Genomic DNA, 980 nt, shown 5'->3' on the forward strand with positions numbered 1-980 from the left:
GCGTCTCACCCTAACCTGAAACAACTATAAGCTTTAGCCCAAGGAAGCCAGAGCAACGACGCTGCTGGTCAGCCAGCTCAGGGCCAAGATCCCCCCCAGGAAAGCCAATGGGATCAGGCCCAGCAGCCGCCACCACTCCAAATCCAGCGCTACAGCTACTGCCCGCACCTGCCAAACCACAAACCACAGCAGAGCTGACAAGCCCAGCAGGGATCCCACCACCCCACCCAGCGATTGAGCAGGCCCCAGCAGCAGCCACGGCAAACCGGCAAACCCCGTCAAGCACAGCAGCGCTGAAAAGGAAGGGACAGCCCGACCCAAACAAAAGGCCAGCAATTGCAACAAAGCCGCCAAACCCACCCAGCCCAGGGATCCCATCAGCACCGCCAGCACCATGCTCGGCAGGCTTACCCCAGAGCGGCGAATCGCATCCAGGACGTTGAGCAGCCCCACCACCCCAAAGGCTTGCCAGAGAATAGGCTGTTCCCGCAACGCCCGAAAGGTGCGCTCCGGCAGAAACCAAGCGCCGTAGATGTTGTCTAACCAGGAACCAAGCATGGCCAGCAACCCGTCAAGCTGTCTTTTATCCTAGCCCTTGGTGAGCACTTGACGGGCACACCCCAAAAATGGGGTATGATTGGGAGAGGATTCTGCGGCGTTGGTGACTGCCGTTATGTTTTTGCGATCTATACCCTTCGACAATTAGGATGGGAAGTGGATGTGAGAGCAGTAGGCCAAACTTGATTTGGAAACTATCGACAATCATCCCCGGTATCCTATACTGGATTTTCCAGGTCGAAAACCACGGTAAAACGGCGCAACAGTATCCTCAAAAAAGCCCTCGAAAGGGGGCCTTTTTGTTGTTTGGATATTGTCGGATATTGTCAATGCTGCAGTTAATGGGTATTGCTCTGGCGCTGGGCTCCATCCTTTAGTCGAGCTTCTGGGCACTGGTCTACGTCTTGCTGCAGGGCAGCCAA

General features: G+C 55.9%; 1 protein-coding gene. It reads right to left on the reverse strand.

The window, feature by feature from the left end; all coding sequences use genetic code 11:
• Positions 1 to 33: 33 nt before the first annotated feature.
• Positions 34 to 558, reverse strand: a complete 525-nt coding sequence (locus NW819_RS11835) for a YIP1 family protein (RefSeq protein WP_414413864.1) — start codon at positions 556 to 558, stop codon at positions 34 to 36.
• Between the last annotated feature and the right edge of the window lie 422 nt (positions 559 to 980).

Source organism: Synechococcus sp. R8-2 (assembly GCF_047461715.1).
Lineage (GTDB): Bacteria > Cyanobacteriota > Cyanobacteriia > Thermostichales > Thermostichaceae > Thermostichus.